This window comes from Pseudarthrobacter sp. NS4 (genome assembly GCF_024758005.1).
In the GTDB taxonomy this organism is placed as follows: Bacteria; Actinomycetota; Actinomycetes; order Actinomycetales; family Micrococcaceae; genus Arthrobacter.
In genome coordinates this window covers 2508158-2533156 of record NZ_CP103288.1, presented here as the reverse complement: position 1 = coordinate 2533156, position 24999 = coordinate 2508158, and the positions used below count along the sequence as shown (strand labels likewise).

The 24999-nt window shown below is 65.1% G+C and carries 25 protein-coding genes, 2 tRNA genes and 1 other RNA gene; 15 read left to right on the top strand and 13 right to left on the bottom strand.

What is annotated here, in order from left to right; genetic code table 11:
* Window positions 1–24 precede the first annotated feature (24 nt).
* The 3 genes from epsC to msrA all read right to left on the bottom strand — a co-directional run bounded on the left by epsC (window position 25) and on the right by msrA (window position 2177).
* A complete protein-coding gene (gene epsC, locus NXY83_RS11965; protein WP_258802451.1) occupies window positions 25–609 on the bottom strand; it encodes a serine O-acetyltransferase EpsC in 585 nt (194 codons plus the stop codon).
* A 40-nt stretch (window positions 610–649) separates the two neighbouring features.
* Window positions 650–1585 carry a cysteine synthase A gene (gene cysK, locus NXY83_RS11960; protein ID WP_258802450.1) on the bottom strand — a complete coding sequence of 312 codons (936 nt, stop codon included), beginning with the start codon at window positions 1583–1585 and terminating at the stop codon, window positions 650–652.
* Between the two features lie 67 nt (window positions 1586–1652).
* On the bottom strand, window positions 1653–2177 hold the full coding sequence (gene msrA, locus NXY83_RS11955; protein WP_258802449.1) for a peptide-methionine (S)-S-oxide reductase MsrA: 525 nt from the start codon (window positions 2175–2177) through the stop codon (window positions 1653–1655).
* A gap of 100 nt (window positions 2178–2277) precedes the next feature.
* On the opposite strand from msrA, the gene NXY83_RS11950 reads away from it, so the two are divergent.
* Entirely contained in the window at window positions 2278–3201 is a 924-nt protein-coding gene (locus NXY83_RS11950) for a Nif3-like dinuclear metal center hexameric protein (RefSeq protein ID WP_397427125.1), read from the top strand.
* 100 nt (window positions 3202–3301) lie between these two features.
* Window positions 3302–4039: a zinc ribbon domain-containing protein gene (locus NXY83_RS11945; RefSeq protein WP_258802448.1), complete on the top strand. Its 738-nt coding sequence runs from the start codon at window positions 3302–3304 to the stop codon at window positions 4037–4039.
* Window positions 4040–4050: 11 nt separating this feature from the next.
* On the opposite strand, the gene NXY83_RS11940 is transcribed toward NXY83_RS11945, so the two are convergent.
* On the bottom strand, window positions 4051–4815 hold the full coding sequence (locus NXY83_RS11940) for a YaaA family protein (protein WP_258802447.1): 765 nt from the start codon (window positions 4813–4815) through the stop codon (window positions 4051–4053).
* A gap of 57 nt (window positions 4816–4872) precedes the next feature.
* On the opposite strand from NXY83_RS11940, the gene rnpB reads away from it, so the two are divergent.
* The 5 genes from rnpB to NXY83_RS11915 all read left to right on the top strand — a co-directional run bounded on the left by rnpB (window position 4873) and on the right by NXY83_RS11915 (window position 8802).
* An RNA gene (gene rnpB, locus NXY83_RS11935) (RNase P RNA component class A) lies at window positions 4873–5265 on the top strand.
* A gap of 53 nt (window positions 5266–5318) precedes the next feature.
* On the top strand, window positions 5319–5870 hold the full coding sequence (locus NXY83_RS11930) for a TspO/MBR family protein (protein ID WP_309484073.1): 552 nt from the start codon (window positions 5319–5321) through the stop codon (window positions 5868–5870).
* Between the two features lie 295 nt (window positions 5871–6165).
* Window positions 6166–7608 (top strand): glyceraldehyde-3-phosphate dehydrogenase, encoded by a 1443-nt coding sequence (locus NXY83_RS11925; RefSeq protein WP_258802446.1) that lies wholly within the window; start codon window positions 6166–6168, stop codon window positions 7606–7608.
* Between the two features lie 73 nt (window positions 7609–7681).
* Window positions 7682–7891, top strand: coding sequence for a hypothetical protein (locus tag NXY83_RS11920; protein WP_258802445.1), 210 nt, complete (start codon window positions 7682–7684; stop codon window positions 7889–7891).
* 113 nt (window positions 7892–8004) lie between these two features.
* Complete coding sequence (locus NXY83_RS11915) at window positions 8005–8802, top strand: HNH endonuclease family protein (RefSeq protein ID WP_258802444.1); 798 nt, start codon at window positions 8005–8007, stop codon at window positions 8800–8802.
* 18 nt (window positions 8803–8820) lie between these two features.
* Here NXY83_RS11915 and def read toward each other — a convergent pair whose 3' ends face one another.
* From def to orn, 3 genes are all read right to left on the bottom strand, one after another.
* Window positions 8821–9393 carry a peptide deformylase gene (def, locus tag NXY83_RS11910; RefSeq protein ID WP_258802443.1) on the bottom strand — a complete coding sequence of 191 codons (573 nt, stop codon included), beginning with the start codon at window positions 9391–9393 and terminating at the stop codon, window positions 8821–8823.
* 113 nt (window positions 9394–9506) lie between these two features.
* A tRNA-His gene (locus tag NXY83_RS11905) sits at window positions 9507–9579 on the bottom strand.
* Between the two features lie 130 nt (window positions 9580–9709).
* On the bottom strand, window positions 9710–10297 hold the full coding sequence (orn, locus tag NXY83_RS11900) for an oligoribonuclease (protein ID WP_258806194.1): 588 nt from the start codon (window positions 10295–10297) through the stop codon (window positions 9710–9712).
* A 197-nt stretch (window positions 10298–10494) separates the two neighbouring features.
* Between orn and mptB the strand changes: the two genes are divergently transcribed.
* Window positions 10495–12051, top strand: coding sequence for a polyprenol phosphomannose-dependent alpha 1,6 mannosyltransferase MptB (mptB, locus tag NXY83_RS11895; RefSeq protein WP_258802442.1), 1557 nt, complete (start codon window positions 10495–10497; stop codon window positions 12049–12051).
* On the opposite strand, the gene NXY83_RS11890 is transcribed toward mptB, so the two are convergent.
* On the bottom strand, window positions 12048–12350 hold the full coding sequence (locus NXY83_RS11890) for a DNA alkylation repair protein (protein WP_309484072.1): 303 nt from the start codon (window positions 12348–12350) through the stop codon (window positions 12048–12050). The genes mptB and NXY83_RS11890 overlap by 4 nt on opposite strands.
* Window positions 12351–12582: 232 nt before the next feature.
* On the opposite strand from NXY83_RS11890, the gene NXY83_RS11885 reads away from it, so the two are divergent.
* Window positions 12583–13494, top strand: a complete 912-nt coding sequence (locus NXY83_RS11885; RefSeq protein WP_258802441.1) for an aldose 1-epimerase family protein — start codon at window positions 12583–12585, stop codon at window positions 13492–13494.
* A 53-nt stretch (window positions 13495–13547) separates the two neighbouring features.
* Here the strand turns inward: NXY83_RS11885 and NXY83_RS11880 are convergent, their stop codons facing one another.
* Together NXY83_RS11880 and NXY83_RS11875 are read right to left on the bottom strand one after the other, a co-directional pair.
* A complete protein-coding gene (locus tag NXY83_RS11880) occupies window positions 13548–14330 on the bottom strand; it encodes an alpha/beta hydrolase (RefSeq protein ID WP_258802440.1) in 783 nt (260 codons plus the stop codon).
* Entirely contained in the window at window positions 14330–15418 is a 1089-nt protein-coding gene (locus tag NXY83_RS11875) for a LacI family DNA-binding transcriptional regulator (RefSeq protein WP_258802439.1), read from the bottom strand. The genes NXY83_RS11880 and NXY83_RS11875 overlap by 1 nt, the downstream gene beginning before the upstream one ends.
* Window positions 15419–15588: 170 nt before the next feature.
* Between NXY83_RS11875 and NXY83_RS11870 the strand changes: the two genes are divergently transcribed.
* Genes NXY83_RS11870 through NXY83_RS11860 form a run of 3 tightly spaced genes read left to right on the top strand, consistent with a single transcriptional unit; the run spans window position 15589 to window position 18808 of the window.
* Complete coding sequence (locus tag NXY83_RS11870; protein WP_258802438.1) at window positions 15589–16758, top strand: Gfo/Idh/MocA family protein; 1170 nt, start codon at window positions 15589–15591, stop codon at window positions 16756–16758.
* On the top strand, window positions 16758–17972 hold the full coding sequence (locus tag NXY83_RS11865; RefSeq protein ID WP_258802437.1) for a dihydrodipicolinate synthase family protein: 1215 nt from the start codon (window positions 16758–16760) through the stop codon (window positions 17970–17972). Before NXY83_RS11870 ends, NXY83_RS11865 begins: the two co-directional genes overlap by 1 nt.
* Window positions 17969–18808, top strand: a complete 840-nt coding sequence (locus tag NXY83_RS11860) for a sugar phosphate isomerase/epimerase family protein (RefSeq protein WP_258802436.1) — start codon at window positions 17969–17971, stop codon at window positions 18806–18808. The genes NXY83_RS11865 and NXY83_RS11860 overlap by 4 nt, the downstream gene beginning before the upstream one ends.
* A gap of 102 nt (window positions 18809–18910) precedes the next feature.
* Here NXY83_RS11860 and xylB read toward each other — a convergent pair whose 3' ends face one another.
* Entirely contained in the window at window positions 18911–20329 is a 1419-nt protein-coding gene (xylB, locus tag NXY83_RS11855) for a xylulokinase (protein WP_258802435.1), read from the bottom strand.
* Between the two features lie 3 nt (window positions 20330–20332).
* On the bottom strand, window positions 20333–21520 hold the full coding sequence (gene xylA, locus NXY83_RS11850; RefSeq protein ID WP_258806192.1) for a xylose isomerase: 1188 nt from the start codon (window positions 21518–21520) through the stop codon (window positions 20333–20335).
* A 130-nt stretch (window positions 21521–21650) separates the two neighbouring features.
* Between xylA and NXY83_RS11845 the strand changes: the two genes are divergently transcribed.
* Window positions 21651–22877, top strand: coding sequence for an ROK family protein (locus NXY83_RS11845; protein ID WP_258802434.1), 1227 nt, complete (start codon window positions 21651–21653; stop codon window positions 22875–22877).
* A 536-nt stretch (window positions 22878–23413) separates the two neighbouring features.
* Here NXY83_RS11845 and NXY83_RS11840 read toward each other — a convergent pair.
* A tRNA-Arg gene (locus NXY83_RS11840) sits at window positions 23414–23486 on the bottom strand.
* Between the two features lie 212 nt (window positions 23487–23698).
* Here NXY83_RS11840 and NXY83_RS11835 point away from each other — a divergent pair.
* A complete protein-coding gene (locus tag NXY83_RS11835) occupies window positions 23699–24265 on the top strand; it encodes a single-stranded DNA-binding protein (protein ID WP_258802433.1) in 567 nt (188 codons plus the stop codon).
* Window positions 24266–24479: 214 nt separating this feature from the next.
* Entirely contained in the window at window positions 24480–24965 is a 486-nt protein-coding gene (locus NXY83_RS11830) for a DUF6993 domain-containing protein (RefSeq protein WP_258802432.1), read from the top strand.
* Window positions 24966–24999: the final 34 nt, after the last annotated feature.

The window sequence follows — 24999 nt, the reverse complement described above, 5'->3', positions numbered from 1 at the left end:
CGGCCCGGGGCCATGATCCCGGGGTCAGAGATGGTATTCGATCTCGTACTCAGCAGGGTCCACAGCGGGCTTGGTCTCCCGCTGCGCGTCCCGGTGTCGCCACTTTGCAGGAACCCCGGTGACGATGGATTCCGGCGGCGCGTCCTTCACCACCACCGCGTTGGCGCCCACGGCACTGTCCCGGCCGATGGTGATCGGTCCCAGGATCTTGGCGCCGGCGCCGATTGTCACCCGGTCACCGATGGTGGGGTGCCGCTTGATCCTCGCGAGGGAGCGGCCCCCGAGAGTGACGCCGTGGTAAATCATCACGTCCTCGCCAATCTCCGCGGTTTCCCCGATCACCACGCCCATGCCGTGGTCAATAAAGAACCGGCGGCCGATCGTGGCGCCGGGATGGATTTCGATGCCGGTCACGAACCTGCCCAGCTGGGAGATCAGCCGTGCCGGGAAACGCAGGCCCGGGTTCTGCCAGAGACGGTGCGTCAACCGGTGGATCCAGATGGCATGCAGGCCGGAATAGGCAAAAAAGTTCTCGATAGAACCTCGAGCCGCCGGGTCGTGGGACCGGGCGGCGTCGAGGTCTTCCTTTAGTCTTGCGAAAAAGCCCACAAAGTTCTTTCTACAGGAAACGGGCGGATGGCGGTTCTAATCAGCCGCGGATGTCGTCATAGAGCACGGTGGAGATGTAACGCTCGCCGAAGTCGCAGACCACAGCGACGATCAACTTGCCCGCGTTTTCGGGACGCTTCGCCAGTTCCAGGGCGCCCCAGACGATGGCGCCCGAGGAGATGCCGCCCAGGATGCCTTCCTTGACACCGAGCTCGCGTGCCACGCGCACTGAATCCTCCAGGGTGGCGTCCAGGACCTCGTCGTACACATTGGTGTCCAGGATCTCGGGCACGAAGTTCGCGCCGATGCCCTGGATCTTGTGCGGACCGGGTGCGCCGCCGTTGAGGATTGCGGAATCCTTGGGTTCGACGGCGACGATCTGGACGCCCGGCTTGCGCTCCTTCAGGACCTGCCCGACGCCGGTGACCGTGCCGCCGGTGCCCACGCCCGCGACGAAGATGTCCACGGCGCCGTCGGTGTCGGTCCAGATTTCCTCGGCCGTGGTGTTGCGGTGGATTTCGGGGTTTGCCTCGTTGGCGAACTGCTGGGCCCAGATGGAGTTCTCGGTGTTGGCCACGATCTCCTGGGCCTTCTCCACGGCGCCGCGCATGCCCTCGGAACCGGGGGTCAGGACGATCTCGGCACCGAAGGCGCGCAGCATGACCCGGCGTTCGGTGGACATGGTCTCGGGCATGGTGAGGATGACCTTGTAGCCGCGGGCCGCACCCACCATGGCCAGGGCGATTCCGGTGTTGCCGGAGGTGCCTTCGACGATGGTGCCGCCGGGCTTCAGGGCCCCGGACTTTTCGGCGGCGTCCACGATGGCCACGCCGATGCGGTCCTTGACGCTGTTGGCCGGGTTGTAGAACTCAAGCTTCACGGCAACGGTGGCGTCCAGCCCCTCGCTGAGCCGGTTGAGCTTGACCAGCGGGGTTCCGCCGACCAGCTGCGTTACGTCGTCATAAATCCGTGCCATGTACATACGCCTATCTCTGATGAGGGGTGAATACTGAGGTCAGCCTAACGAGGCGGCGTAACGGTGGCTAAGCGTTAAGCCATGCAGAGTAATATTTCCTGGCCTTTGCGAGCTTGGGATTGATGATCACCTGGCAATACCCCTGCTCGGGATGCTTGGCGTAGAAGTTCTGGTGGGCTTCCTCGGCAACATAAAACCGGGGGAGGCGGCTGACCTCTGTGACGATGGGATTCGCCCACAGAGCCTGGTTCCGGTCGATCGCATCTTCGAACAGGATCTTTTCTTCCGTGGTTTCGTAGAACATCGACGAGCGGTACTGCGTGCCGACGTCGTACCCCTGCCGGTTCAGTGTCGTGGGGTCGTGCAGGGCGAAGAACATATCAAGGATGACCTCCGCCGGGATGATTTCCTCGTCGAACGTCACGGCCACCACCTCCGCGTGACCGGTGGTTCCGCTGCAGACCGAGTAGTAGTCCGGATGCGGGTCATGCCCGCCGGTGTAGCCGGAAATCACCGAGGTGACGCCCTTGGTCTTCTGGTAGACGGCGTCAAGGCACCAGAAGCAGCCTCCGCCAAGAACAAAAGTTTTCATGACCTCTTCAATGGTTGAGGGCTCCGGATGATTCCCCGGGCATCGGCGGCCCAGCCCGGTTATGGCAGCTGCCACCGGACGATGGGGTAAAACTAAGACTATGGAACCTGTGGACACCGACGTTACCGGCCCTAAGAATCACGACGGCGATGCCCCCTCGGGCGGGCCGGCCGGGGCGGGCCCCGCGGATGCTCCCACGCTGGGTGAGCTGCTTCTCGCCGTCGAGGAACTCTGGCCCGAATCCCTTGCCGAAAACTGGGACGAGGTGGGGCTGGTGGCAGGCCACCCTTCCGCTCCGGTCAGGCGGGTGATGTTTGCGGTGGACCCGACCCTCGAGGTCATCGAAGAGGCTGTGGAGTGGGGTGCCGAGCTTCTCATTACGCACCATCCGCTGCTCCTCAAGGGTGTCACATCGGTTGCTGCCACTACGGCGAAGGGCCGCGCCGTTCACCGGCTCATCGAGTCCGGTACGGCTCTCCTCACCGTGCACACCAACGGCGATTCCGCCGTCGGGGGCGTCTCCGATGTCCTGGCGGATGCGCTGGGGCTCCAGGACGTCGCTCCCCTCACGGTCGCCGCCAACGGGCTGCCGGAAGAAGGGATCGGACGCGTCGGGGACCTCGCGGACGCCATGAGCCTTGGGGATTTTGCCGCCCGTGTATTCGGGATCCTGCCGTCGGTGGCCGGGGGAGTCCGGGTGTCCGGTGACAAGGACGGCCTGGTCCGGCGGATCGCGGTCTGCGGCGGCGCCGGGGACTCGCTCCTCAATGAGGTCCGGGCCAGCAACGCCGACGTCTACGTAACGGCCGACCTCCGCCACCACCCGGCGTCCGAGGCCAGGGAGGCAGCCCTGAACGGCCGGCCGTACCTGGTGGACGTTTCCCACTTTGCCAGTGAGTGGCTGTGGCTGCCTGCCGCGGCGGCGGCCCTGGGCAACGTCCTCACCGACCAGGGCCACGACGTCGAAATCCAGGTCAGTGCCACCAACAGCGACCCGTGGGACTTCATACTCACCCCTGGCTAAGCCGAGCGGAGCGAGGTTTGGGAGCAGGCCAGGCGCTAGAGTCGAGGGAGCGCCTTTCAGGTGCCCGGCTCCGGCCGGCAGGGATCAAACGGAGGTAACAGTGGCGAAGGCAGCACCCGCGGAACAGTTGAAGTTGCTCGAACTGCAGGGGCTGGACGCCAAGCTGAAGTCCCTCGCCAACCGCCGCCGCTCGCTGGAAAACGACCCCCGGATCAAGGACCTGGAGGCCGCCCTTTCGGTCGCCAACGGAGAGCTGGGCTCAGCTAAGATTGCCGTCCACGATGCCGAGGGCGAACTGAAGCGCGCGGAAGCGGACGTGGAACAGGTTGCCACGCGCATCGAACGCGATGAGGCCCGGCTCAACAGCGGCACGGGCCTTTCCAAGGACCTGGTTGCCCTCCAGAAGGACATCGCGTCGCTGAACAGGCGGCGCTCGGACCTGGAGGACGTGGAGCTGGAAATCCTGGAACGGCTGGACACCCTCAGGGCCCGGCAGGCTGCCCAGCAGCAGATTGTGGACGATATCCAGGGGTCCTTCGGCACCATCCGCGCTGAACTTGACGAAGCCCTTGCCGCGGTTGACGCGGAGGCGGCCGAGGTCGGGGCAAAACGGGCAGAATTTGCACAGGGGCTGGACGCCGGGCTGCTTGCCGTCTACGAAAAAACGCTGGCCAAACGGGGAGTGGGTGCTGCGCGGCTGTTCCATGGCACATCCGAAGCCTCGGGGATGAAGCTCAGCCCCGGCGACCTCGCCGTGATCAAGGCCGCTTCTGCCGAGGACGTCGTCTTCTGCCCCGATTCCGGCGCCATCCTGGTCCGCTCCGAAGAGTGGGCCTGACGCCCTGGTAATCAGCCCGGCAGGATGATGTTCAGTGCGTGAGGCTTCCGCGTTGAGCCGGGCACGAGCTCGGCCTCCCATTTCTCCCGGGCGGCCTTGAGGAGCTGTTCAGGCGTGGTGGGGGCTTTCCCGCGGCGCACCAGCAGGTGGCGTGCAAGCTCACCGCGGGTGTGCTTTGCGAAATGGCTGACCACCTTCCGCACGCCGGCGGCTTCGGTCAACACATTCACCGCGACAGTCTGGTCCGACGGCGGCGCCCACGCGGCTGCGTAGGTGCTGGACCTGCAGTCCACCAGCAGGTGCCCGGCGACGGCCCCGGCCAGCGCATCGGAGAGTTGCGGTTTCCAGAATGAGGCGAGCCGTCCGACGTCGGGCAGGGCAGTTCCCATGGACAGCCGGTAGGCAGGCACGCTGTCTCCGAAGCGGATGGCGCCCCAGAGTGCCGAAATGACGAGTACGGACTCGTCTGCCTTGCGGCGTTGGCCGGCAGTAAGTGTTTTGTAGCCCAGGGCGTCGTAGAGCACTCCTGAATAAATCTGGTGCGCCGGAGCCGCCGGTTCAGCGTGCAGCCGGGTGTTGCGGTCGACGTCGTCCTTCAGTGACGCACCGACCCCCAGCAAAGCGAGGGCATCCTCATGGGCGCTTACCGTACCCAGCGCATCCAGGACCTTGGCGCGGTAGGTGTTCAGCAGCGGGAAGCTCAGGGAAGGCCAGTCGACGGCGGATCCACGGACCGCCGGTGTCTTGCCTTCGGAAGGGGGAAGGAGAATCAGCACCGTCCGATCCTACCGGCGGTGAGGCAGGGCGCCCCGCGCCGGTAGACTGGATGCGGATGGGACAGCCAGGCGGCCGCGCGTCACGCAAGTGGCTCGAGGAACGTCCGGGCTCCACAGGGCAGGGTGGTGGGTAACGCCCACTCGGGGTAACCCGCAGGCCAGTGCCACAGAAAACAGACCGCCTGGGTCGCGCCGGTTTGAAAGCGGCACGAAACAGGTAAGGGTGAAACGGTGGTGTAAGAGACCACCAGCTTCCCGGGTGACCGGGAAGGCTAGGTAAACCCCACCCGGAGCAAGGCCAGACAGGACACGTTTGAGGGCTGCCCGCCCGAGTGTCCGGGTAGGCCGCTGGAGGGTGCCGGCAACGGTACTCGTAGATGGATGGCCGCCGCTCCCTTTCCGGCAACGGGAGGGGAGGCACAGAACCCGGCGTATCGGCTGTCCCGTCCGTATCATTAAGAGCCTGGTTTGACCTTTGGAAGCCATGGTGTAGATGCTGTAGCGTGCCTGCAATTCCTGATGACCGCTCCCGCTCCGGGTTGGCCGCACATCTGCGCGTACCGGTGCGGAGCAAACAGCGGCAGGTGGTTGCCCTGGCCGGATTCCTGGCACTCTCCTATGCCCTATGCATGCTGGCGTCGGTTCCGATCATCCTGAACAGGGGCGGCTGGTTTGCCGATTCCGTCCAGGCGCCGTGGATGCCGGCAGGATGGATGTTCCGCACGGCGTGGCTCTCGCTGTACGGCGGCATCGCAGTAGCCGCCTGGCTGGTCTGGCGCAGGGGAGCGCTGGCAGGACGCCTCGCCTGGATGTACGCGGCACAACTGCTGCTCAACCTGGCCTGGCCCTTCACGTTCTTTGGAATGTATCCAATGCTCGGGGTGGCCGCTTTATGGATTGCCCTCGCGGTGATCGGGGCACTGGCAGTTGTCCTGGTCCTCCTCGTCCTGCGGTTCGGGCCGGTAAGCACGGCCGCCGGACTGCTGGTGCTCCCGTATTTTTCATGGGTGGTGTTCTCCGCCAGCCTCAATGTCTATTCGGCCATCCACAACTGACTGACAAATATGAAGTAACAAAGGTCCCTGTGAGTGATTTCACTCAGCTGGGGCCGTCTTCCGGAGGCCAGCCAACTTAGAATGGATCCGGACGCGGGAGTTCTTCCGCCGGAGTTGCGTTCGCAGCCGGCGGTTTTTCTTTGCACGCGATCCAGGCGCCTGGGGGCCGACCCCTGCAGGCGCGGTGCCCCTGGACATCATCAGGTGGCCGACATCCGCGTACGACGACGTATGCGGCTGAACCGAGGAAGGTATTTCTGTGAGCCAGACGTCAGATTCTTGTCTTGATACGTGGATGGGCCGGGAGGCCCTCGCCGAGGCCATGATTCCGGTGATCGGCCGGCTGTACCGCGAAAACAACGTGGTCACCAGCATCCATGGCCGGAGTTTGATCAATAAGTCCACCATGAACATCCTGAAGGCGCACCGCTTCGCGCGCCGCATGAGCAAGGACGAACTGCTCCTGGAGGAAACAGCCCCGCTGCTGAACACCCTGGCGCAGCTGGAGCTCGGCGCGGCAGCGATCGACATCGCCCGGCTGAACCAGAAGTTCAAGGAAGAGGGCAATGGCGCCACCCTGGAGGAATTCCTCCGGGCGGAACTGGCCGATGTAGTGGGAAAGCATGGCGGCGATGACCGCACCAGCACCGACGTGGTGCTCTACGGCTTCGGCCGGATCGGCCGGCTCCTGGCCCGCCTCCTGATCGAAAAGGCCGGCGGCGGCCACGGCCTGCGCCTGCGCGCCATCGTGGTCCGACGCGGCTCCGATAACGACCTGTCCAAGCGCGCCAGCCTCCTGCGCCGCGATTCGGTCCACGGTTCCTTCGAAGGCACCATTAGGGTGAACGAGGAAGCCAACACCATCACTGCCAACGGCGTTGAGATCCAGGTCATCTACTCGGACAACCCCGCCACCATCGACTACACCGCTTATTGCATCAACAACGCCCTGGTGGTGGACAACACCGGCCGCTGGCGTGACGCCGAAGGACTGTCCCAGCACCTGCAGAGCAAGGGTGTCGCGCGCGTCCTCCTGACCGCTCCGGGCAAGGGCAACCTGAAGAACATCGTCCACGGCATCAACCACGGCACCATCGAAGACACCGACCAGATCGTGTCCGCGGCATCATGCACCACCAACGCCATCACCCCGGTGCTGAAGGCCATCAACGACAAGTTCGGCGTGGTCCACGGACACGTGGAAACCGTCCACTCCTTCACCAATGACCAGAACCTGATCGACAACTTCCACAAGGGCGACCGCCGCGGCCGCTCCGCGGCACTGAACATGGTGATCACCGAAACCGGCGCTGCCAAGGCCGTTGCCAAGGCCCTGCCCGAGCTGCTGGGTAAGCTCACCGGCAGTTCCATCCGCGTCCCCACCCCGGATGTTTCCCTGGCCATCCTGAACCTGAGCCTGGAAAGCGGGACCACCAAGGACGAGGTCAATAACTACCTGCGGGAGATGTCGCTGCACTCGGACCTGCGCAAGCAGATCGACTACATCGACTCACCCGAGGTGGTATCCACCGACTTCGTCGGTTCCCGGCGCGCCGGCATTGTGGACGGCCTGGCCACGATCTCCAACGAGAAGAACTTGGTCCTCTACGTCTGGTACGACAACGAGTTTGGCTACAGCTGCCAGGTGGTCCGCGTCATGGAGGAGATGGCCGGCGTGAACCCGCCGTCGTTCCCCGCAAAGGAAACCGCCGCGGCCCTGGCGGCAATCGCCGTCTAGTCCCGTGCCGCCGGTCTATGATTTCCCGGCTGATTCTCTGGAATCAGCCGGGAAACGGGACCACACTGGTGGCATGGATAAAGATTCGACGCTCCAGCACGACACCACCCTGGAACACGCCCTCGACGTCGCCAAGGCCAATCACAAGGAAGCCCTCCGGCTGGTTGAACACGCCCGCGCCGGCTACGCATCGGGGGATGTGGGGGAGGACCGGGTCCGCCAGCTTGAGGGCCTCTTGGCAATAGCGGAGGAAGACCTCCGGAGAGTGATGCGGGAGCAGTGACTGCCCCCGCGTGACCTGCCACCCGCCCTCCACACTGTGGAAAACAGCGAAGGGCTCCGGCGCGTGTCCTAGGCTCTTTGGGTGCATGAATTCAGCCCCGGGGCAGGTGCCGGGTGACCGTCAGCTGGTCCGCTTACCGGCGGGCGCGCCGCCGGTCCCGCCAGGCGTGGACGCTGCTGGCACTTGCCGCTGTTTCCGTCGTCGCAGGCCTGCTCTGGTTCTTCACGGCAGGCCAGTTTGCGGCAGCAGAACCAACTGCGGCCGGCCCCAGCGAGGCCCCTGTTTTTGATCCTGCCTGGATGAAGCCCGTGGTTGCCGTAAACCACATCCCTGAAGGCCGCGCGCTCGACGCGCTGGAGCTCCTCGCCGTCAAGGGGCGGGCAGGCAAGGACAACTACCACCGCGAGGCCTTCGGCCAGGCCTGGCTGGACGTGGACCGGAACGGCTGCGATACCCGCAACGACATCCTGCGGCGGGACCTGGCCGGCGTGGTGTTCACGGAGGGCTCCAACTGCGGGATTGCAGCCGGGCGCTTCCACGAACCGTACACAGCACAGCATGTCGATTTCCGCCGCGGCTCCGAAAGCAGCCGGGCAGTGCAGATCGACCATGTAGTGGCCCTGGCCGATGCCTGGCAGAAGGGCGCCCAGCACTTGACTCCCAGCCAGCGCCAAAGCCTCGCCAATGATCCGTTAAACCTTATTGCGGCGGACGGTCCCGCCAACCAGCAGAAAGGCGCCGCCGACGCCGCCACCTGGCTTCCGAAGAACAAGACAATCAGGTGCCACTACGTCGCACGACAAATTTCCGTCAAGGCCGCCTACAGCCTTTGGGTAACGGAGGCTGAGAAGGATGCCATGAGGCGCGTGCTTGGGTCCTGTCCGGACCAGCAGACGGTCATGGCGCGCTGACGGGCAGCTGCCGGCCGGCTAATGCCCGAAGGGGTCTGGATCAACTCCCGGCATCCAGGTCAGCCCCGGCACCCCCCAGCCGTTCTTTTTCGCCTGCTTCATGGCCTTGCGGGCGTAGCGGTCCAGCAGCCGGTTGACGTACAGCTTGCCGTCAAGATGGTCGTACTCGTGCTGGATGACCCTTGCGAACCAGCCCGTGGCCTCGAATTTCACCGGCTCCCCAAATTCGTCAAAGCCTTCAACGCGCGCCCAGTCGGCACGCTTTAGTGGATACACTTCCCCGGGAAAGGACAGGCAGCCCTCTTCCTCCTCATCCGGATCAGGCACGGCACCGGAAATCTTGGACAGAGTCAGGACAGGATTGACCAGCACGCCGGTGGGGGGAGCGCCGTCGTCATTGGCGTACTTGTAGACGAAGATCCTCTTGCCCACCCCGATCTGGGGGGCCGCCAGGCCAACGCCGTTGGCGGCGTCGTTCGTTTCAAACATGTCGGCAATCAGGGTCCGGAGTTCGTCGTCGAACACTTCCACTTCGGATGCTCTGTGGTGCAGCACAGGCTCTCCCCAGATGGTGATTGGCAGAACAGTCATGTCACGGTCCTTCGGCGGTGTCTCGTGCAACAGCAACAGGGCAAAACAAAGGAGGCCGCACCGGATATCCGGTGCGGCCTCCTTGCTGGACGGCGGCAATACCATCCTGTGAGGGTGAGCTACGGGGGTTGAACCCGCGACCTCCTGGACCACAACCAGGCGCTCTGCCAACTGAGCTAAGCCCACCATGTGCCCTGCAGATTTACCGGCTAACCGGCTCTCTGGAAAGGCAACTCAAATAGCTTACCTGCTCTTCAGGTGTGCTTTGTCCACTTTCGGCCTTTTCAGGAAAAATTCCTGCGGAACGTGGCGCAGATTACGCTTCCTGCAGGCCGGCTGTTTCGCCGAAGGTAATGCGCCGGGCAATTCTCTGCGCCGTCACGCTGTCCGGTCCGGGGGAGGGCACAAACACTGCTTCCCGGTAGTAACGGAGTTCGTCAATGGAATCCTTGATGTCACCGAGTGCGCGGTGACCGCCCTTTTTCGCCGGCGACTGGAAGTAGGCCCGGGCAAACCAGCGGCGGGACAACTCCTTGATGGTGCTCACGTCAATCACCCGGTAATGCAGGTGCTCCACGACTGCGGGCATGTCCCGTGAGAGGAAGACCCGGTCCGTGCCCACCGAGTTGCCGCCCAGCGGGGCCTTCCGCGGGTCCGGCACCCATTCGGCGATGTACTCCATGACAGCTGCCTCTGCCTCTGCCATGGTTTTTCCCGCGGGAAGTTCCTTCAGGAGCCCCGACTTGGTGTGCATGTCCCGGACGAAGTCGTTCATTTGGGCCACGGCGGCATCATCTGGCTTGATCACTACGTCCACCCCGTCGCCAAGGATGTTCAGCTCGGAGTCCGTGACCAGGGCTGCGACTTCGATCAGGGCGTCATTTTTGATGTCCAGGCCGGTCATTTCGCAGTCGATCCAGACGATTCGTTCGTTAGATATAGGCACCGGACCAGCCTACCGTTACACGTCCCGGCAACCGGCCGGTGTTAGGATTTCGGGTGTGCGGCGGGTCCCCCTGCTGTCGAGGAATCGCGCCCCCGGCCGGCTGTGCGGCCCGCCGGCATAAGCCGCGCAAACGCAAAAGATTGGACGATCCTGACATGACGGCGCCTTTGCCCGCGACTCGGGAGATGGCGGACGCCGCCACTGCCGCAGCAGGCGGTGCCCAGGTGGACGATCCCCGCTCGCCGCTTATTGCCGGCTTTGTGGGCTCCATGTTTATGCTCATCGGTTCGCTGGGCGTGGGCTGGCTTGCTCCCGTCTCGGAACTGCGCCGGATGCCCCTGTTCATCTGGATGCGCACCGAAGCCATCGGTGTTGCCCTGTCCATCGTCCTCCTGGCAGTGGGCGGCATGCTCCTGGTCCGTGCCTGGCTTCGCCTGGGCCAAAAAGTGCGGGTTTGGGGCGACCAGGCGCGCAATGTCACCCTGATGGCTGTGGTGTCCTGGGGCCTGCCGATGATGTTCAGCGTTCCGCTGTTCAGCCGTGATGTTTACGCGTACATAGGCCAGGGCCGCCTCATGGTGGAAGGCTTCAATCCTTACGAGAATGGCATCTCCGCACTGTCCAACTACTTCCAGCTCGGCGCGGACAAAATGTGGACCGAGGCGCCTGTTCCGTACGGGCAGCTCTTCCTGTGGATTGAGCAGTTCGTGGTGTGGGTCACCGACGTCCAGCCGGAGGCCAGCGTGATGCTGTTCCGGCTTGTGGCTCTGGCCGGCATTCTCCTGTGTGTGATCTATGTGCCCAAGCTTGCGGAACTGCACGGCGTCAACCCGCACCGGGCCCTCTGGCTCACGGCGGCGAACCCGCTGTTCCTGACAAACTTCATCGCCAGTGTCCACAACGATGCGCTGATGATCGGGCTGGCGCTGGCCGGGTTGTATTACTCTGCCACCCGGCGGGTGGTCCGCGGCGTGGTCCTGGTGACGCTTTCCATCGCGGTGAAACCCATTACGATTCTCTTCCTTCCGTTCATCGGGCTGCTATGGGCGGGCAGGGACGCGGGCTGGGCACGGAAGTTTGCATTCTGGGCCATGACAGGAGGGCTGAGCCTGGGCATCCTCATCCTGATGAGCCTGGTGAATGGCTTCGGCTTTGGCTGGATCAACGGGCTCTCTGCCCCGGGCAGCATCTCCATCTGGTACGCGCCCGTGGGCCTGATAGGCATGGTGGTTGCGTCGCTGGCCAACGCGTTCGGGCTGGAAGGATCAGTCCTCGCCGGCTGGGTGTTCGACGCCGGAAAACTGCTGGCGCTGGGGGTCGTCGCGTGGCAGATTTTCCGGGGTGATTATGACCGGCTGATGCGGCGCCTGTCGCTGGGGCTCGCGGCCGTGGTCCTGCTGGCTCCCATCATCCAGTCGTGGTACGTGGTGTGGCTCATTCCGCTTTTCGCCGTCACCGGCATCCGGAACGACTGGCAGGTGAAGGCGCTCTACTTCGTGGTTTCCTTCTTCATGATCTATGCCATTTCGGACCAGCTGGAGGTCTTTCCCTACCTCCTGACGGATGACCTTGGCTTCGCGCTGGCAATGGCCAGGGTTGCGGCGGCGGTCACCGGCCTGCTGTTCGGCCTGTACCTGATTTTCTGGGACCCCCAGACCCGGAGCCTGTTCCGAAAGACCGACGAAACCGTCGTCGAACGTCCGGTCATTTAGCTGTCCGGACCTGCCGGGCGAAACCCGCCGCAGTGCCTCCTGCGGGAGAGAGGGCTGATGGCGGTCGCATGCTGCGCCACGAATGCGACCACCCAGTGCGGGTCGGTCTTGGCATACTCCCGCAGGGCCCAGCCGATCGCCTTCCGGATGGAGAATTCCGGGTCTGCCGGGTTCGCCTCGATCACCCGGCCCAGGAGGGCGGTGTCGGTAGCCTTTTTCGCCTTCAGCTGGACGGTAATGGACGCCCGCCTGACCCAGAGGTCGGCATCCGTGCTCCAATTAAGGAGCACCGCCGTCATGTGCTGGCGATGGCCTGCAGCAGGCCGCAGATGCGGCCGGCCACGCCGTCGGCCCTGACTATCTCATCGTTGACCGGGGCAGGATGCATGGGGCAACTCTGGCCAGCGGCGGCATGGGTTGTACGGCAGCTGTACCCCGCTTCATCAGGTGGCGCTCCTCTTGCCGTATTCCGGTAGGGTGGTTAGCGCTAACAAAGATCCAGTAAAAACAACATCAACACGCGGAGCACCCATGACAGCCACGGAACCCAGCATCACCTATGGTCCCTACTCTGCCGTGGTGACGCCACGCGGCGGAGCACTTCGGGAACTGCGCTACAACGGCCGCGATCTCGTGGTCCCCTTTGGCGCGGACGGCAGGATCCCCGATTACCGCGGCGTGATCTGCGCTCCGTGGCCCAACCGGCTTGCGGACGGAACTTATACCTATGCGGGCAATTCCCATGCCGCACCCCTCAACGAGCCGGAACGTGGCTCGGCACTCCATGGCCTTGCAACCGGGAAAACCTGGGAGGTGCGGCAGGAAACGGGCAACACTGTGGTGCTGGGCTGCCGCGTCGAGGCGGGCGAGGCATACCCCGGGGACTTGGAGCTTACGGTCAGCTACTCCCTGTCGTCCGATGGCCTGCACAGCACGGTGCGCGCCATTAACACCGGCGGCAACGTGGCCCCTTACGGCGTGTGCCCCCATCCCTACCTGGTGGCCGGCCCGTCACCGCTGGACGACTGGTCCGTTGAGGTTCCGGCAGGGGAGTTCCTTGAGGTGACACCGGACCGGTTGCTTCCGGTAGGTATGCGCAGTGTTGAGGGCCACGCCTTCGATTTCCGCAGCCCGCGCCGTGTGGGGCCGCTGAAAGTCGACCATGCATTCACCCGCATCTCGAGGGACCCTGACGGGTTGGCCCGGGTCCGGGTGAAGGACCCGGCCGGAACGGGGGTTGAACTGGAATGGGGCGCAGAGTGGCCCTGGGTCCAGATCCACACAGCAGACAAACCCATCGGTCCGGACCGTCTGGGACTGGCCGTCGAGCCGATGACCTGTCCGCCGGATGCCTTCAATTCAGGCAAGGACCTGATCCACCTTCAGCCGGGCGAATCACATACAGCCTCCTGGACCATCCGGGCGCTGGGCCAGCCTGCTTAGACCGGCCCCGTGGGCAGTCCGTATGAAACCACGCCCGTGCCCCTGTGTGGGTTCTAGCCGGCGCTGACGGCCGCCGCACCGGCCAGGGGAACCGGACCGGATGGGAATGTCCAGCCCGCACGCCCGAGCCAATCGGCGCAGAGGGCAGGCCACTGTTCAGCCCCGGGCTCCCCGCCGGCCAGGCCCAGCCCGTGGCGGCCATGCGGGAAAACATGCAGCTCAGCCGGCACCCCGGCTTCCAGCAGGGCACCGGCGTAACGCAGGCTGTGGCTGACCGGGACGGCGGCGTCGTCCGCAGTGTGCCACAGAAACGCCGGGGGCGTGTCGGAGCTGACCTGCCGGTCCGCTGACAGTGCGGCCAGGAGGTCCGACGACGGCGCGTCGCCGAGGAGGTTGTCAACCGAACCCTGGTGCACTGCCTCTGTGCAGGACACCACCGGGTAGCAGAGCACGGTGAGATCCGGGACGGCTTCGCGGACGTCCAGGCGCGTGCTGCCGGTCGCGGCGGCCGTGGAGAGGGTTGCCGCGAGGTGTCCGCCGGCGGAAAATCCCAGCACGCCGACGCGGTCGGGGTCAACGGCGAGGCCGTGTTCACCGCTGCGGATGTACAGCATGGCTTCCTTGGCGTCCTCCAACGGCGCCGGGTGCCGGTCCGGGGCAACGCGGTACCTGAGCACGAAGGCGTGGATGCCCTCCGCGGCAAGCCACTCCGCTACCGGCTCAGCTTCGTGGTCTGCCTGCCTGGCGTAGCCACCTCCCGGCAGGACCAGCACTGCCGGTCGGGAGTCGGGGGATCCGGAACGCGCGGGCACAGTTGTCAGGTTGATGGCAGGCATCAGACCACCACCTGGGTGCTGCGGCGCAGCGCGACCTCACCGGTTATCGGCTGCGGCTGGCCGCCATCGGCGTCCTCGTTGTCGTCCGCAGCGGGCACCGTGGCCCGTGTAGCGAGCCGGCCGATGTCCTCCAACGGCAGGCGCACCGTGGAGAGTGCGGGGCGGAAGTCACGCAGTGTCTCGATATCGTCAAAACCCGCAATCGTTGCATCCCGGGGGATCCGCAGCCCCTCCGCACGCAATGCCGCGGCGGCCCCGATGGCCATCACATCATTGACGGCGAAGATGCACAGCCGGAGGCCGTTCGGTTCCCCGTTTGCATCCCTTGCAGCCTTGATCCGGGCTGCCAGCTTCAGGCCCGCCTCGTATCCGCCGGAGCGGTTGAAGGAGCTGCGGAGGATCTCCGCAGGCGGGCGTGCGGCACGGGCCAGCCCCTCCTGGAAACCGCGGATCCGGTCATCGGACGTAAAGAGCCCTTCCGGGCCACCGATGATCACGAATTCGCCATCCCAGCCGCCGGCGAGTTGGGTTGCCAGGGCATCGGCAAGTTCCTGGTTGGGGACGGCCACCACGTGGTAACCCTCGGGAGCCGAAGCACCCACTACGGGGTGTCCCACTACGGCAACCTGCCCGCCGTTGCGGCAGTACCGGTCCAGTTCCGCCGCCAGTTCCGCATTTCCCTCCTGGTCCTCAGTCCTGGCTGAACGGGAACCGGCAATGACGATCGAGTCGGCGCGGCGGGCAGCAAACGCTGCCACCGCCTCCTTCTCGTCTGCGGGGGAGCCTCCCGTCGTGGCCAGCAGGACCATCTTGCGCTGCTCCCTTGCTGCTTCCTGGACTCCGCGGGCGATGGCGGAGAAGTAGGGGTCTGCGATGTCGTGGACAATCAGGCCGATCAGCCCGGAACTGGACTTTGCCAGCCCCTGGGCCTGGGCATTGGGAATGTAGCCCAGTGAATCGGCCGCCTGCCGGACCCGCTCTGCGATGTCCTTTCCGGGCTTGCGCGCGGAGCCATTTAGCACGCGGGAGGCCGTGGCGGGAGATACCCCGGCCAGCCGGGCAACCTCGGTAAGGGTACTTGCAGCCACAGCATCTCCTGGGCGTCGAAGGCCAATAAAGCGGTCATCACATTATGGCAGTTGAAAGTTCCTTTCGGAAAGCGCTTGCCAAGTAAGCGCGGGAGGTGCATTATTGAAGGAGTGGGAATGCGCTTTCCCAGTCAGCTTGAGTAATACTGCTCACTCACCGTGGAGGACACATGGGCTTCGAAACGAAAACAATCCGCATCGCCATGAACGGCATCACCGGCCGGATGGGCTACCGCCAGCACCTGCTGCGGTCCATCCTCCCCATCCGCGATGCCGGCGGCTTCACGTTGGAGGACGGCACCCGCGTCCAGGTGGAGCCCATCCTGGTGGGACGCAACGAGGCCAAGATCCGGGAGCTCGCCGAAAAGCACAAGGTTGCGGAATGGACCACGGACCTGGACTCGGTCATCAACGACCCCACCGTGGATGTCATTTTCGATGCTTCCATGACCAGCCTCCGCGCGGCCACCCTGAAGAAGGCAATGCAGGCAGGCAAGCACATCTTCACTGAGAAGCCCACTGCGGAAACGCTCGAGGAGGCCATCGAACTGGCCAGCATCGGCAAGGAAGCCGGCGTCACCGCAGGCGTTGTCCACGACAAGCTGTACCTCCCCGGCCTCGTCAAGCTGCGCCGCCTGGTGGACGAAGGCTTCTTTGGCCGCATCCTCTCCATCCGCGGCGAGTTCGGCTACTGGGTCTTCGAAGGCGACATCCAGGCCGCGCAGCGCCCGTCCTGGAACTACCGCAAGGAAGACGGCGGCGGAATGACCACGGACATGTTCTGCCACTGGAACTACGTCCTTGAAGGCATCATCGGCAAGGTCAAGAGCGTCAACGCCAAGACCGCCACCCACATCCCCGCCCGTTGGGACGAGGCCGGCAAGGAATACAAGGCCACCGCTGATGACGCCTCCTACGGCATCTTCGAGCTCGAGACACCCGGCGGGGACGAAGTCATTGGCCAGATCAACTCCTCCTGGGCCGTCCGCGTATACCGTGACGAACTGGTTGAGTTCCAGGTGGACGGTACCCACGGCTCCGCCGTCGCCGGCCTGAACAAGTGCGTTGCGCAGCAGCGCGCCCACACCCCCAAGCCCGTCTGGAACCCGGACCTTCCCGTTACCGAATCCTTCCGTGACCAGTGGCAGGAAGTTCCCGCCAACGCGGAACTGGACAACGGCTTCAAGCTGCAGTGGGAAGAATTCCTCCGCGACGTCGTCGCCGGCCGGGAACACCGCTTTGGCCTGCTGTCAGCCGCCCGTGGCGTCCAGCTTGCCGAACTCGGCCTGCAGTCCAACGACGAACGCCGCACCATCGACATCCCGGAGATCACCCTCTAATGACCTCTCTTATCCTTCCTTCCCACGACGGCGGAACCAGGGAGTACCGCCTGCAGGGCGGCACCACCTGGGCGCGCCCCACCGCCCCGCTGACCGCCCGGCGCGCCTACGCCGCGGCACATGTCATCCCCGAAGTCCTGGCTGACAACACCCCCGGGGCGCCTGCAAGGCTCGACTGGGACGCCACCATGGCCTACCGCCACGAGCTGTGGTCCTACGGCCTCGGCGTTGCCGATGCAATGGACACCGCACAGCGCGGCATGGGCCTTGACTGGGCAGCAACCCAGCAGCTCATCAAGCGGACCGGTGTCGAAGCAGCCTCGGTGGTTTCCGCCGGAAACGCGGCCACGGCCGGAAAATCCGTGCGTGACCTCGTGTCCTGCGGCGCAGGCACGGACCAGCTGGACATCGACTCCCTGCCCGTCGGCGAGGCGGGCATCAAGGCTGTCCTTGAGGCCTACCGCGAGCAGATCGCCGTCATCACCGAAGCCGGACCCAAAGTCATCCTCATGGCATCACGTGCCCTGGCCAAAGTTGCCAGTGGCCCCGAGGACTACCTGAACGTGTACTCCACCCTGCTGCAGGAAGTGGACCAGCCGGTCATCCTGCACTGGCTGGGCACTATGTTCGATCCCGCCCTCGCAGGCTACTGGGGTTCCGATGACGTCGCGGCCGCCACCGAGACGTTCCTGAACCTCATCAAGGACAACGCGGACAAGGTCGACGGCGTCAAGGTCTCGCTGCTCGATGCCAGCCACGAGGTGGCCCTGCGTGCGGCGCTGCCTGAAGGCGTGCGGCTCTACACCGGCGATGACTTCAACTACCCGGAGCTTATTGACGGCGACGGCAGCCACCACTCCGACGCCCTGCTGGGGATTTTCGCGGCGATCTACCCGGCCGCCTCGGTGGCCCTGCAGAACTACGACGCCGGCAACGCCGCAAAGGCACGGGAAATCCTGGACTCCACCCGCGAACTGGGCAAGCACATCTTCAGCGCCCCCACGTTCTACTACAAAACGGGCATCGCGTTTATGTCCTGGCTCAACGGCAAGCAGCCCGGCTTCCAGATGGTGGGCGGCCTGCACTCGGGACGCTCGGTATGCCACCTTGCCAAAACCTTCGAACTGGCCGACCAGGCCGGCCTGCTGAAGGACCCGGCACTGGCTGCATTCCGGATGTCCGACTACCTGCGCATCAATGGGGTGGGAGTATGAGCGACTTCTCCCGCCTCTCGATCAACAGCGCCACCACCAAGAAGTGGACGCTCGCGCAGGTTGTCGAGGGCTGCGTCAACGCAGGCATTCCCGCCATCGGCCCCTGGCGGGACCGCGTGGAGGAAGCCGGACTGGATAAGGCGGCACGCCTGATCAAGGACGCCGGCCTCCGTGTGTCGTCCCTTTGCCGCGGCGGCTTCCTCACGGCAGCCGACGCCGGGGGCCAGGCCGCGGCGCTCGCGGACAACCGGGCAGCCATCCTGGAGGCCGTTGCCCTGGACACCAGGGACCTGTTCCTTGTCGTGGGCGGGCTGGCGCTGGGGGAGAAGGACGTGGTCGCGGCCCGCCAGCGCGTTGCCGACCGCCTCGCCGACCTCGTTCCCTTCGCGCAGGAAAACGGCGTCCGCCTGGTGCTGGAGCCGCTGCACCCGATGTACGCCGCGGACCGCGCCCTGATCTCCACCCTGGGGCAGGCGCTGGACCTTGCGGCACCGTTCGATGCATCGACTGTGGGCGTCGCCGTCGATACCTTCCACGTCTGGTGGGACCCGGAACTGAAGTCCCAGATCGAACGCGCCGGCCGGGAAAACCGGATCGCCTCGTACCAGGTCTGCGACTTCAACATGCCCATCGCCGCTGATCCGCTGCTCTCACGCGGCTACATGGGCGATGGCGTGGTGGACTTCGCCACCATCGGCACCTGGGTGCGCGACGCCGGCTACACCGGTGACATCGAAGTGGAAATTTTCAACCAGGGAATCTGGGACACGGACGGCAACACCGTCCTGGCCACGGTGAAGGAGCGCTACGCGGAGCTTGTCCTCCCGTACGCCTGACCTGGTGCAGACCGCGGGCTCCTGCTACGTCACGGCAGGAGCCTGCGCCCCACATGACAGGACCCGGACCGCATGCGGTCCGGGTCCTGTTTTTTCGCCTGACTAGCCGTGCAGGGCGGCCGAGCGCCGGTACCGGGCCAGCACCCCGCCGTCGGACGCCTGTGCGGGAAGTTCGACGGCGTCCATCGCCCAGCCGGGGAAGCGGCCGGTCAGGACCGCTGCCGCCTGGCGTGCGGCGCCGTCGGCCACGTATTCGCCCGGCTGCGGCACGGTGACATCGATACCCAGCAGTTGTGCCGCGGCCTCCTGAACCGCCGCCGACTGGGCGCCGCCACCCACCAGGACGATGCGCTCCGCCGCCACGCCCTGATCCTGCAGTGCCGCCAGGCCGTCGGCCAGCGAACACAGGACGCCCTCGACGGCGGCCCGCGCCAAATTGGCAGGCGTGTAGTTCGCCCGGGTAATGCCGTGCAGGGAGCCGGTGGCGTCGGGCAGGTTCGGAGTCCGCTCGCCGTCGAAGTAGGGCACCAGGGTCAGGCCGCCCGCGCCGGGCTCCGAGGAACGGGCCAGCTCGTTGAACTCCTGCAGGTCCACCCCCAGCAGCGCCGAGGTGGCATCGAAAACGCGGGTTGCGTTCAGGGTGCAGACCAGGGGCAGATAGTGTCCGGCAGCATCAGCAAAGCCGGCAACGAGCCCGGAGGCGTCGGCGGCCGGTGTGTCCGAGACGGCAAAAACCGTGCCGGACGTGCCAAGCGACATAATAACGTCGCCCAGCCCGGCGCCGGCCCCCAGCGCCGCGGCAGCGTTGTCCCCGGCGCCGGCCGCCACCAGGCAGCCCTGCGGAGTCCTCCCTGCCGCTTCAAGGGGACCCACCACCCTTGGCAGCAACGGCACATGGCCGAGCGAGGCGGAGAGTACCTCGGGGAGGTACTGTCCGCCCGCCGCCGAGTAGTACCCGGTGCCTGAGGCATCCGAGCGGTCAGTGACCAGGGCCTTCAGCCCAGCGGTGCCGCTTCCCGGGCCATAGCCCATCAGCCGCCACGTCAGCCAGTCGTGCGGGAGGCAGACGGCAGCCACGCGTGCGGCGTTCTCCGGTTCCTCCCTGACCAGCCAGTGCAGCTTGGTGATGGTCAGTGAGGCCACCGGGACGGTGCCGGTTGCACCGGCCCAGTAGCGTGCCCCGGCTACAGCGTCGCCGGCACCGGCGGTCTTGATCAGGTCCGCAGCGGCACCGGCGCTCCGGGTGTCGTTCCAGAGCAGCGCCGGCCTGATGATGTTGCCGTTCCGGTCAAGGCAGACCATGCCGTGCTGCTGGCCGGCCACGGAAATTGCGGCGACGTCGTCCAGGCCTCCTGCCTGGGTGATGGCTTCCTGCAGCGCGGTCCACCAGTGGTCGGGGTGGATTTCGGTGCCCGCGGGGTGGGCGGCACGGCCGTGGCGGATGAGTGCTCCTGTGTCCGCGTCGCGGATGACTACTTTGCAGGACTGGGTGGAGCTGTCGATGCCTGCTACGAGAGCCATGGCCTAGCGGGCGTTGAGGAGGTGTTCGATGGCGAGCTGGTTGAGCCGGACGAATGCGAAGGAGCGTTCGGCGGCCTTGTCGGCATCGAAGTCATCGAATGCGGCGGTGTCGGCGAGCAGGTCGGCGGCGTTCTCGCCCGCAGCCAGCGTGGGTTCGCCGAGTTCGAAGACGCCGGAGGCGGCGAGGGCTTCCTGGACCTGGGGGTCGGCGCGGAACGCGGTGGCGCGTTCCTTGAGCAGCATGTACATGGCCATGTTGGCTTTGGCCGATTCCCAGACGCCGTCGTAGCCGTCGGTGCGGGAGGGCTTGTAGTCAAAGTGCCGGGGACCCTCGTAGCGGGGGCCGCCGTTGGGGAAGCCGTTTTCGAGCAGGTCGACGGTGAAGAAGGCGCTGGTGAGGTCGCCGTGGCCAAAGACGAGGTCCTGGTCGTACTTGATGCCGCGCTGGCCGTTGAGGTCGATGTGGAAGAGCTTGCCGGACCAGAGGGCCTGGGCGATGCCGTGGGTGAAGTTCAACCCGGCCATCTGCTCGTGGCCGGTTTCGGGGTTCAGGCCCACGATGTCGCCGTGTTCGAGCTGGGCGATGAAGGCCAGGCCGTGCCCGACGGTGGGCAGGAAGATGTCGCCGCGGGGTTCGTTCGGCTTGGGCTCGAGTGCGATCCGCAGGTTGTAGCCCTTGTCCTTGATGTAGGCGGCGGCCGTGTCAACGCCTTCCTTCATCCGGTCCAGGGCGGCGGACAGGTCCTTGGAGCCGTCGTATTCACTGCCTTCGCGTCCGCCCCACATCACAAAGGTTTCGGCGCCGAACTCTGCTGCGGAATCGATGTTCCGCAGCACCTTGCTCAAGGCGAAGCGGCGGACGGAGCGGTCGTTGGAGGTGAAGCCGCCGTCCTTGAATACCGGGTGGCTGAACAGGTTGGTGGTCACCATTGGTACCTTCAGCCCCGTCTCGGCCAGCGCCGCCCGGAAGTTCTTCAGGATAAGGTCGCGCTCCGAGGCAGTGGCATCGAAGGGGACCAGGTCGTTGTCGTGGAAGGTAATGCCGTAGGCGCCCAGCTCAGCCAGCCGATGTACCGCCTCCACCGGATCAAGCGCTGCACGGGTAGCGACGCCGAAGGGATCCGCACCGGTCCAGCCCACGGTCCAGAGGCCAAAAGTGAACTTATCAGCGGGGGTGGGGGAGAGAGTCATCATGCGTCCTCGCAGTCAGGGCCGCTGTGGCGCGGCTTTTAGTTTATTGCCTAAACTATATGGGCGGACGTAGGCTGGGGTCAACAATTCCGGCCTGCTGCCGGCGATATTTTCAGCAAGGAGCCTCCCGATGGTGATGCCGGTGCCGGCTGCTGCCCCAACCGAAACCGCTGCGCCCGGCAGCATGGGCGACGTTCGAAGGAGTAACCTCGCACTGGTTCTGGGGAAGATCGCGAAGGCCCCTGCTGACAGGCACCTGACCCGCGCGCAGGTTGCCGCAGCCACGGGCCTGACCAAGGCATCCGTCTCGAGTCTGGTACTGGAACTCCTGGAAGCCGGAGTTGTCCGTGAGATAGGGCTGAACCCGCAGGGTGAGCGTGGCAGGCCCGGTGTCGGGCTGGAACTCAACCCGCATCGCGCTGTCATGGGCATGGAAATCAACGTCGACTACATTGCGGCCGGAGTCACCGACCTGTCGGGAGCCCTTCTGCTGCAGGAAACCCTGGAGCGCGATAACCGGGACAGCAGCAGCGGCCCTGTCATGGCGGCCCTTGCCCTGTTGGCGGCCAAGGTAAGCGGTGCGGCGGGGGAGCGCGGTGTGCAGATCGTTGGGGGCGGCTTGGCCGTGCCCGGGCTCGTGGACGCTGCCGCGGCACGGGTCATCACCGCCCCCAACCTGGGCTGGACGGACGTTGATCTTGACCTGGCCGGACTGCTGCCCGGCGCGGCCTTGGGTGTTTCCCTCTTCAATGAAGCCAACGCCGCCGCCCTGGCCGAACTGCGCCACCGGTCCAGTGGTGGCTCCGACTTTCTCTTTGTTTCCGGCGAGGTGGGGGTCGGCGGTGGGCTGGTCATCGGAGCCGAACTGTTCACCGGCCCTGAAGGCCACGCCGGGGAAGTCGGACACGTGGTGGTGGACCCTGACGGCAGTCCCTGTTCCTGCGGTGGAACCGGATGCCTGGAAACCCTGGCCGGCCAGGACGCCATATTTGCTGCCGCAGGGATAACAGACCGCGGGACGCGCTCCGCCAACATGTCCGCGCTGGTTCATTCCCTCGCAGCTGGGGAACCTGGCGCACTGCTCGCTGTTGACCGGGCCGGCCGGTATCTCGGTGTTGCCCTTGCATCTGCCGCCAGGGTGTCGAACATCAACTCGGTAGTGCTCGGCGGCCACTTCGCCGTCCTTGACCGCTGGCTCCGGGTGCCCCTGTTGGCGGGCCTTGAGAAGTACGCACCGGGCAGAATCGCGCCGGAGCAGGTGTCCCTCTCGGCTGTGGGGCAAGCCGGAGCGCTGCTGGGCGCGGCTGGCAGCGTGGTCCGCTCGCTTGTCGAAGCGCCATACCTGTTGCAGTCATAGCAACAAAGGACATCAAATGCCGTCAGCTTATGCTCGGGCCATGTCCACCGATGATGAGAAGAACCCGCCTGTGCCTGCTGGCGTTGATGGCAAATTTCCCAGGAAGGTCCATAGCGATCAGGCCGCAGAAGAGCGTGCTCCTGATGATCACGAGGCCTTGACTGACGAAGCAACCGACTGGCACAGGGATCCCCTCTGTTATGCATGCAGCCCTTGAGGGCCGCAAGCGGATTCGCTGCCGACGATGAGTCGTTGCAAGACGTTTGTCGGTTGTTAACGTGCCGGGAGTATCGTCCGGGAACCGGTGCTGTAACGGCCCTCACGGGATCTATGGCGGCGGTAGGTGGCCCGCTCCGCTTCTTTGGGGGCGGAACGGGCCACCGCCATTTGTTATGGCCTCATTCCGCGCAGAGGCTGAAGGCGTTGCGCCGGCTCACACGGCCGCTGCCGGGCGAAAGCCGTGCATCAGCTCACCGCAAGGCAAAGCAAAAAGGGCTCTGAACTGCGTTTCCGCAGGCCAGAGCCCTTTCTTCCGGTGCCCCAGGAGGGAATCGAACCCCCGACCGGCGGATTAGAAGGCCGCTGCTCTATCCCCTGAGCTACTGAGGCGGGTGCACCCGGGCCTGAAGCCCGACGCCTCAAAAAGTTTACATTGCCGGACTGCTTGTGGTGCCACAGCCGGGCAACGCCTGACTTCTCCTCAACAAGGGACCGGGGCCGCAGGTTGTCCACATAGCACTGGCCTGCCCTCCTCACTGCTGTCCGGCCGGACGATGCTGGTCATGCCTGCTAGGGCATCACTACTGAGACAGGACGTAAAGATGAGCGACACCATTACGATCCGGGGCTTCGTTGCAACCGAGATCAAGAGCGCCACCACACCAGGGGGAGTGGCCACAGCCTCCTTCCGCATGGGTTCCACCTCCCGCCGGTTCGACAAAGAGTCCCGCACCTGGGTGGATGGCCACACAAACTGGTTCACGGTTCAGGGCTACCGCCAGCTTGCGGGAAGCATGGGCTGCAGCATCCGGAAAGGCCAGCCCGTCATTGTGGTGGGCAAGCTGAAGATCCGCAGCTGGGAAAAGGAAGGCCGGATCTACTATTCCACCGTCATCGATGCCGAGTCTGTGGGGCACGACCTGATGTGGGGTTCGGCAAACTTCATCCGCACGTCCTCCAAACCGGTCCTGTCCCTCGTCGAGCAGGATCCTCCTGCCGAAGGAGAGCCCCAGGCCGGCATGGACAGGGCATTCGACGAGCCGGAGGACAATGACGATGAACGGCCCGAGGGCGATGAAGCACATGGTTCCGTGTTCATTGAGGACAGCGATGGCGACCTGGTGGTGCTGGACCTGGAAACAGGGGAACTCGCCAAGTCCGAAGTCTAAGAGCTGTTCTCAACGCCCCCTCAAGTTCCTGGGCGGGCAGGGCACTGGCACCCCCCCGGCCGCGACCTGCCCGTCCAGGCTGCAAAGCCGTCGCCGGGACCCATGGCAGAATGACAGCATGAGGCACCTCCCTGACCATCGGCAGAATCATCGGGCCGGTGCCTCATCGGACGATTCTTCGGCAGCCACGAAATGCCGCTCCTTACTGCTTCGATTGACCATAGGTGCAGCCTTCGCTGCCGTCCTGGCCGGCTGCACCCCGGGCGCCACTGTTTCGCCGGCGCCGGCAACTGAAACCCAGGCAACCGAAGCCCCAACCGGAACGCAGGCGCCCACCCGGGACAGCGGCGCCCGAAGCGGGGAAGAGCCGGCAAATACTGCGGCCACGCCGTCCGCAAACCCTGACGCGGCTGCCACTGAAACGGTCAAACAGACCGTCACAACCGCACTGACCCAGCTGGCTGCGGCCGCTCCGAAGCCCGCCACCGCCCAGGTGACCGATGCGCTGACCGGCGCCGGGATTGCACCTGCAGTCCTGCAGGTCTCGCAAAGCCGCACCCCCACAGGCCTTGAAGCAGACGCCATCGAAGCGGCAGTGCTGCAAGGTAAGGACTGCATCATCGGCCAGGTCCGGGAAGGAGCCGTGGCCGTCACGGTCCTCCCAGTGCTGGATAGCGGCAAGTGCTTTGTAGGGTCCTGAGTACGCCGCAAATGTGAGATATGCCCGCCAACCC